Source organism: Corallococcus sp. CA047B (genome assembly GCF_003612065.1).
GTDB lineage: Bacteria > Myxococcota > Myxococcia > Myxococcales > Myxococcaceae > Corallococcus > Corallococcus praedator.
Map to the genome: position 1 here is coordinate 1 of NZ_RAWD01000408.1, position 7066 is coordinate 7066.

Consider the following 7066-nt stretch of genomic DNA (forward strand, 5'->3'; position numbering starts at 1 on the left):
CCTCCAGCTCCGACGAGCGCCGCGCGCAGGAAGCGGAGGCCGTGCTGCACGCCAGCGCTGAACGGCTCGCCAGGCGCGTGCAGGAGCTGGGCGTGCAGATGCGGCGGCCGGAGGTGGTGAGCGACCGCTGGACGCTGATGTCGGAGCTGGCCGCGTCGCGCGCGGACTTCCGCAACCGCGTGGGCGACCTCGTCTACCTCACCGCCGCGGCCTTCGCCGACGTGCGGCGCGAGGACGTGGTGCCCGGCTACGCCCACCAGGTGGGCGCGCGCGTGGCCCTGCGGGGCGCGGCGGCGGACCTGCGCCGGTCGCTGCAGGGACGGATGGAGCGCGCGGCGAAGGCGACGGATGCCCAGCGGCCCGCGCTGGCGCGGCAGGCGGAGGAGAGCCTCGCGGCCTTCGTGTCGCTGTCGCCGTCGCTCGCGCTGCGCACGCCCACCAAGCGCGAGATCGTCGCGGCGCGGGGCCGGCTGCGCGAAGCGGGCGCGAAGCCCGAGCTGGGGCCGGACGTGCTGCCAGGGCTGGTGGAGCCCTTCCTCGCGCTCCTGGAGGAGGCGATGGAGGAGATGACGCGCACCTGGCTCACCGTGCATGACCGCGCGGTGTGGGCGGCGAGCGGCGTCCGGCTGGAGCAGGTGGACATGCACCTGGAGCTGGGCTCACCGGGCGCGGCGCGCGTCCTGGAGGAGGCGGTGACGGCCGCGGGCGCGCTCTCCGGCCGCTCGGCGCCCTTCGACGTCTTCCTGCGCAAGGGGCGTCAGGAAGCGTCCGCGGGACTCAACGAGGCCGGCGCCAGGGACCTGCTCGCCCGCTTCCGCGAGCGGCTGGCCAGCCTGCCGTTCAGTTGATCACGGCTTCGGCGTCGAAGGCAGCGCCGGAGGGCCACCGGACGCGGGCAGCGCCGGGGCGTCCTTCTTCGGCGGCAGGATGCGCAGCTCCTCGAAGCGCTCCGCCAGCGTCTGCGGCGTGAGCTCCTCCTGCCACTGCTTGGGGTTGGTGTTCCATCCGAAGTCGGCCGGCACCTTGCCGCCGCCCTGGCTGGAGTAGCCAATCATTTCCGGGAACTGCGCGGACCAGCGGCCCCCGGGGTCCGGCTCCTTGGTGACGTGCTGCCGGTTGGGGAGGATGAAGGGCTTGGGCTTGGAAGCATCACTCATGCATCGCAGCCTCTCCGAAACCCGGCCGCATGGGTAGAGGCAAGCGGGCCCCCTGCCGCCTTCGCGCATGGTCCTTGGGAGGCAGCACGCTCGGCCCCAGCGCGAACACCGCCGCGAAGTAGCGCGCCTGGGCCTCGCTTGCGTAGCGGTAGCGCCGCAGGTCCCCCTCCGAAGGCGTGACGTCCACCCGCCAGCCCTTCCGGTCGCACATGACCTTCACTGTCGTCCCTGCACCCATCCCACGCCTCCCCCGTCCCGTTGCTGTCCGAGGGGGTGCGCTATGGAAGTCCCGTGCCAGCCCGCTCCAGCCTGGACAACAGGTTGCAGTGTCGGCAGGTGGTCAGTCGGTGGACCCCCGGTAACGTTTGCAGCCGGGCGCTGTCATCCGGCTGCTGTCCCTGAGAGGAGGGGCGGGGCGGCGAACCGGGTCCTCGCGGGCAGGTTTCAGTCTCCTTGTGTCCAGCGGATCCTGCGTTAACTCAATGGCATGACCCACTTCGAGACCCAGAGCGGAGAGCGATTCGCCGACTTCGATCTTCCCGAGGGCTGCATGGTGTGCGGAGGCGCGGTCTTCATCCGTGCCACGCCCGCGGGCGCCCACGGCTACTGCCCCCACTGCCACGTGCTGTCACGTCCGCAGATGCGCGTGAAGCCCAACGGCGTGGAGCTCTCCTTCGAGACCACCGCGCTCGCGTAACCCCAGAGCGCCCTTCCTCACGGTGACAGGCCCGCCCGGAGAACATCCACCCGTGGCGGCAAGGGATTGAAAACAGTGCGGAGGCACGGGGGAGTCGCGGTAAGCCGCGATTCCCCTCTTTTTTTGCCTCCGAGGTTCCCGATGAAGCGCTTCCTGCTGTCCGCCGCCACGACGCTGGGCCTGACGTTGGCGGGCGCGCCCGCGCAAGCCCAGTCCCCCGGTCCCTTCTCCCCGTTCGTCCCGTTGGAGCTGCGGGTGAACTTCCAGCCGGCGAGCGCGCCGGTGCCTGCGGGCTTCGTGGCGGACTCCGGCCAGGTGTACGGCAACCGGGGCAACGGCTTCACGTACGGGTGGAACCAGGACAACACCGCCAACACGCGCGACCGCAACAACCCCAACGTCCCGTCGCAGGCGTACGACACGCTCATCCGCACGCAGAACGGCGCGAACTTCACCTGGGAGCTGGCCGTGCCCAACGGCTACTACGAGGTGCGGCTCGTCGCGGGCGACCCTGACTTCACCGACAGCGAGTTCGCCTTCAGCGTCGAATACTACGGCGACGTGCTGCGCGGCACGCCGAGCGCGGACCAGCACTTCTTCGAAGCGGTGAAGCTGGTGGACGTGAAGGACGGCAGGCTCACGGTGAGCAGCAGCAGCCCGGCCGTGAACAACAAGCTCGCCTTCCTGGAGGTGAAGCGGAAGTTCGGCATCGACATCAACTTCCAGCCCGCGTCCAACCCGCCGCTGGAGAACTACGGCTACCTGCCGGACAACGGGCTCATCTACGGCGCGCGCCAGTTCGGCTTCACCTACGGGTGGAACGTGGACAACACGGCCAACATGGTGGACGCGGGCCATGACGTGGACATCGTCGCGCAGCGCCACGCGCGCCTGCAGCAGGGCGGCGAGCGCGTCTGGGAGATCGCCGTCCCCAACGGCGTCTACGAGGTGAGCATGCTGGCCGGCGAGCCGTTCAACTACGTGGGGGCCTACCGCATCCAGGCGGAGGACACCGTGGTGCTCAGCGGCCTGCCCACCGGCTACGGCTACACCACCGGACTTGCGCGCGTCGCGGTGTCGGACGGACGCCTCACGGTGAAGAGCGCGCCGGGCGCGGCGAACAACAAGCTCAACGCCGTGTTCATCCGCCAGCTCTAGCGTGAGCGCGGGGCCCGGGTGCCTGTCAGTGCACCTGGGCCATGAACAGCGGCGCGGTGAGGAACGACAGCGGGATGCCCACGCCCACCATCAGCACCGCCAGCTCCGGATCCAGCTCGTATTCGGCGGCGAGCAGGGCCGCGGTCACCATGGGCGCCATGGCGATTTGAAGCACCGTGGTCTGCTTCACCACCAGCGCCAGCCCCGGCATGAACGCCACCACGGCCAGCGCGACCAGCGGCGCGAGCACCAGCTTGTAGGACAGCCCCAGCGCGAGCGCCGGCACCCGGGCGCGCAGTCCGCCCAGCCGCAGCTGGAAGCCCACGAGGAACAGCGCCAGCGGCGTGAGCAGGTCCCCCAGCCGTTGCAGCACGGAGTCCATCCAGTCCGGGAAGGCGAAGGGCCGCAGCACCAGCGCCAGCACCAGCGCCTGGAACGGGGGGAACACCAGCACCTTGCGCACGAGCATGCGCACGGACAGCGAGGCCTGGGCGTGGGCCTTCGCGGCCGTCAGCGTGGCGAGCGTCGCCACCACCAGGAACGAGCCCAGTTGATCCACCACCACCGCCACCGCCATGCCGTCCGGGCCCAGCAGCGCGGCGGCCATGGGCAGGCCCACGAAGGCGGTGTTGCCCAGGCCCGCGGTGAGGACGAGCGCCGCCACCGACTCGCGCGACAGTCCCAGCCGGGGGCCCAACAGGCGCATGAAGACGCTGGAGCCCACGAAGAGCAGCCAGGGGGCCACCGCGGCCACCACCAGCCCGGGGACGAACTCCAGCCGGTGCATGGCGCGCAGCACCAGCGCGGGCAGCGACACGTTGAGCAGGAAGACGTTGAAGACCGACGCCGTGGCTTCGGGGAACCGGCCGCTGCGGCGGGCGAGCACCCCCAGCACCAGGCACACCCCCAGCAGTCCGATGACCTGACCCATGCCCTGCTTCGTCCCGCCTTCCCGTGTCGGTGGCGGCGCAACCTGGAGGAGCCCACCCGAGAAGTCCAGCCTCCCGAACACGCCCCGGGAATGCGCGTTTCCACGCGGATGGAATGCATGAGGCCCCAACCGCCGCGCAGGAGGTGGAAGGTCATGGAAAGGCGCGGGACGCGGGCGCATTGTGGCGCGCGCGGTCCGTCAGTCCTGACGCCGCGTCCCCGTCGGGCCCCCTGTATGAATCCCGTTGCCACGGTGTTGAGAGCGCTCGGTGGCGGTGGCCTGCCCCGCACCTATTGGGTGTTGTGGGTGGGCACCTTCGTGAACCGGCTGGGCGCCTTCGTCGCGCCCTTCCTGGCGCTGTACCTGACGCGCGAGCGCGGCTTCAGCGTGGAGCAGGCGGGCCTCATCGTGTCGCTGAACGGCGCGGGCGCGGTGCTGGCGGCGCCGCTGGGCGGCATGCTCGCGGACCGGGTGGGCCGGCGCCTGACGCTCGCGGGAGGCCTGTGGCTGGGCGCGGGCGCGATGGTGTTCATCGGCTTCTCGGAGACGCTGGGGCGCATCGCGGTCGCGGCCTTCCTGCTGGGGCTGTTGGGGGAGCTGTACCGGCCGGCGGTGTCGGCGGCCATCGCGGACGTGGTGCCGGCGCGCGACCGGGCGCGGGCGTACGGGATGCTCTACTGGGTCATCAACCTGGGCTTCGCCATCGCGCTGCCCCTGGCGGGCCTGCTGGCGGGGCTGGGCTACCGGCTGCTCTTCATCGCGGACGCGGTGACCACGTTCCTCTACGGCTGCTGCGTCTGGGTGCTGGTGCCGGAGACGCGGCCGGCGGCGGTGGAGGGGGCCCCGGCGCGCTCCACGCTGGGCGACCTGCTGACGCCCTTCCGCGACGGCGTGTACCTGGCGTTCTGCCTGCCCATCTTCGCGCTGGCCCTCATCTTCTTCCAGAGCCACATGAGCCTGCCGGTGACGCTGGCCGCGCGGGGCCTGACACCTGCCGACTACGGGCTCGTGATGTCGGTGAACGGCGTGCTCATCGTCGCGCTGCAACCGTTCGTCAACCGCCTCGTGGGCCGGGTGCGGCGCTCCACCGCGCTGGCGTTCGCGGGCCTGCTGACGGGGGTGGGCTTCGGGCTGCACGCGCTGCCCACCGGCGTGCCGTGGGCGATGCTGGCCGTGGCGGTGTGGACGCTGGGGGAGATGGCGCAGTCACCCGTGGCGCCCTCGGTGGTGGCGGACCTGGCGCCGACCGAGCTGCGCGGCAGCTACCAGGGCGCGTACCACATGATGTGGGGGCTGGCGTCCAGCATCGCGCCCGCGCTGGGCGGCGCGGTGCTGGGCCACGTCAACGCCTCCGCGCTGTGGGCGGGCTGCTGCGTCCTGGGCCTCGCGGCGGGCGCGTGGCACCTGGCCATCGCGGGCGCGAGGCGCAGGCGCGTGGAGGCGCTGCGGCTGGAGCGCCCGGAGATGAGCGCCAGCCTGGACTGAGCTACTGCCCGAGCAGCGCCTCCGGCCGGGTGAGGCCGCGCGCGCGGGCGACGGGCTGGAGGACGTCCTGGGGGGGCGCGTCGGCGGTGAGCAGCAGCGCGCGCACGGCGGTCTCCACCACGTCCTCGGCCCCGGGGCGCACCATGCCGCGCCGGGCGTCCTCCACGCGCTTGCCGCGATACACGTCGAAGCGCTCCTTCACGCGCTTGGCCAGGTCCGCGACGGCCTTGTCGCCCGCGTCCACGCGCAGCTCCAGCTCGTTGCGCAGCTGCACGGGGTCCGCGAGCACGCCGTAGCGGTCATAGCCCTTGTGGGCCACGTCCTCGTGCAGCACCGCGTAGTCCTGCGTGTTGGGCGCGGGCACCTGCTGGGGCGTGAGCAGGTCGCGCATCACCGCCGTCACGGTGGCCGTCACCGTCAGCCGGTGCAGCTGCACGTCGTAGACGAAGTCCGAATACATGGGCTCCTCCACGGTGATGGGCTCGCGGAAGACGGCGTCGCGGTTGCGCTGCACCTCCGTGCGCTGCGTCTCCGCCTTGTCCAGGGCCACCTGCACCGCCGTCTCCAGCACGCGCGCCGCCTTGGCCTTCTGCACCATCAGGCCCTCGTCCTGGGTGCACTGCCCCGAGCAGCGCTCCGGGTTGCACTCGCCGGGGATGCTGCCCGGCTTCTTCGCGTCGCGGGCCTCCTCGCCGCACTCCACCAGCGCCTCGCGGCACTCGCGCTTCTCCCGCTCGCGGCACCGCTCGGCGGCGTCGCGCAGCGTGCCCAGCTCCATCTGGGCGCGCAGGTACTCGCGCAGCACCGCGGCCTGCTTGCGCTCCACCGTCTCCAGCGTGCGCTCGGTCTCCAGCAGCTTCGTCTCGAACTGGCCGCGCTTGGGGTTGGGCACGGAGCGGTTGCCCGCGAGGTAGCGCTTGGTGCGCTGCGACTCCTCCACCGCCTTCAGGGGCAGCACGCGCTCCAGCGCCAGCTCCAGCTTCACGCCCACCCGTCCAGGGGGCGCCTCCGTCACGACCTTCAGGGGCAGCTGCGTGGGCAGGAACGTGGCCAGCCGTCCCGCGCCCAGCCGCTGCGCGACATCCGGCGCCTGGGCCTTGTCGTCCACGGGCGCGGCCACCACCAGGAAGGCCACCTCGTCGCGCAGCTTCAGCCGCACCGCCTCTGCCCGCTCCCGGGCCGCCGTGGCCCCCACGCGCTCCTGGTCCGCGCGCACGTACGCCAGGAGCGCGTTGCCCAGCTTGCCCGCCTTCTCCAGGGTGTCCGCGCTGGCGAAGAAGCGCTTCGCCCACGCCACCTGCACCGCGTCCACGCCCTTGCGGGCGGACGTGTGGTCCGGGGCCACGGCCAGCACCGCGTCCAGCTCCGCGCGGGCGTCCTGGAGCTTCTCTTCCTTCAGGAGCCCCAGGGCCACCCCCACGCGCGCCTCCAGCGTCTGGGCGAGCAGGGCCCGGGCCCCGTCATGGTCCGGGTCCAGCTCCAGCACGCGCACCAGCAGCTTGGTGGCGGACGGCAGGTCCTCGGACGACTGGCGCGAAAGGCTCGCGGCGTCGGAGTCCACGCACACCAGCTGCTCGCCGCGCGAGGGCAGCTCGTCCGCGATCTCCTCGCGCGTGACGAGCACCGGCACCCGCGTAT

Annotated in this window: 8 protein-coding genes; 4 read left to right on the top strand and 4 right to left on the bottom strand. The window is 72.1% G+C overall.

Going from position 1 to position 7066, the window contains the following annotated elements:
* Positions 1-848: hypothetical protein (locus tag D7X74_RS37235; RefSeq protein WP_120537734.1), on the top strand; the 848-nt coding region annotated here is incomplete at its 5' end.
* On the opposite strand, the gene D7X74_RS37240 is transcribed toward D7X74_RS37235, so the two are convergent.
* Positions 849-1157 (bottom strand): hypothetical protein, encoded by a 309-nt coding sequence (locus D7X74_RS37240; protein WP_120537735.1) that lies wholly within the window; start codon positions 1155-1157, stop codon positions 849-851.
* Positions 1150-1368, bottom strand: coding sequence for a hypothetical protein (locus D7X74_RS37245; RefSeq protein WP_233595930.1), 219 nt, complete (start codon positions 1366-1368; stop codon positions 1150-1152). The genes D7X74_RS37240 and D7X74_RS37245 overlap by 8 nt, the downstream gene beginning before the upstream one ends.
* 276 nt (positions 1369-1644) lie before the next feature.
* Here D7X74_RS37245 and D7X74_RS37250 point away from each other — a divergent pair, with 276 nt between their 5' ends.
* Both D7X74_RS37250 and D7X74_RS37255 read left to right on the top strand, forming a co-directional pair.
* Complete coding sequence (locus tag D7X74_RS37250) at positions 1645-1854, top strand: hypothetical protein (protein WP_120537737.1); 210 nt, start codon at positions 1645-1647, stop codon at positions 1852-1854.
* 141 nt (positions 1855-1995) lie between these two features.
* Complete coding sequence (locus tag D7X74_RS37255) at positions 1996-3012, top strand: hypothetical protein (RefSeq protein ID WP_120537738.1); 1017 nt, start codon at positions 1996-1998, stop codon at positions 3010-3012.
* 25 nt (positions 3013-3037) lie between these two features.
* Here D7X74_RS37255 and D7X74_RS37260 read toward each other — a convergent pair whose 3' ends face one another.
* Entirely contained in the window at positions 3038-3943 is a 906-nt protein-coding gene (locus D7X74_RS37260; protein ID WP_120537739.1) for an AEC family transporter, read from the bottom strand.
* 234 nt (positions 3944-4177) lie between these two features.
* Here D7X74_RS37260 and D7X74_RS37265 point away from each other — a divergent pair, with 234 nt between their 5' ends.
* Positions 4178-5428, top strand: a complete 1251-nt coding sequence (locus D7X74_RS37265; RefSeq protein ID WP_120537740.1) for an MFS transporter — start codon at positions 4178-4180, stop codon at positions 5426-5428.
* 1 nt (position 5429) lies between these two features.
* On the opposite strand, the gene traC is transcribed toward D7X74_RS37265, so the two are convergent.
* A partial coding sequence (traC, locus tag D7X74_RS37270) for an outer membrane exchange accessory lipoprotein TraC (RefSeq protein WP_233602422.1) occupies positions 5430-7066 on the bottom strand: 1637 nt, incomplete at its 5' end.

Bases quoted from the DNA above. Each gene is read 5' to 3' on its own strand.
- D7X74_RS37255 (WP_120537738.1), top strand. From the start codon at position 1,996: ATGAAGCGCTTCCTGCTGTCCGCCGCCACGACGCTGGGCCTGACGTTG.
- D7X74_RS37245 (WP_233595930.1), bottom strand. From the start codon at position 1,368: ATGTGCGACCGGAAGGGCTGGCGGGTGGACGTCACGCCTTCGGAGGGG.
- D7X74_RS37260 (WP_120537739.1), bottom strand. From the start codon at position 3,943: ATGGGTCAGGTCATCGGACTGCTGGGGGTGTGCCTGGTGCTGGGGGTG.
- D7X74_RS37265 (WP_120537740.1), top strand. From the start codon at position 4,178: ATGAATCCCGTTGCCACGGTGTTGAGAGCGCTCGGTGGCGGTGGCCTG.
- D7X74_RS37240 (WP_120537735.1), bottom strand. From the start codon at position 1,157: ATGAGTGATGCTTCCAAGCCCAAGCCCTTCATCCTCCCCAACCGGCAG.
- D7X74_RS37250 (WP_120537737.1), top strand. From the start codon at position 1,645: ATGACCCACTTCGAGACCCAGAGCGGAGAGCGATTCGCCGACTTCGAT.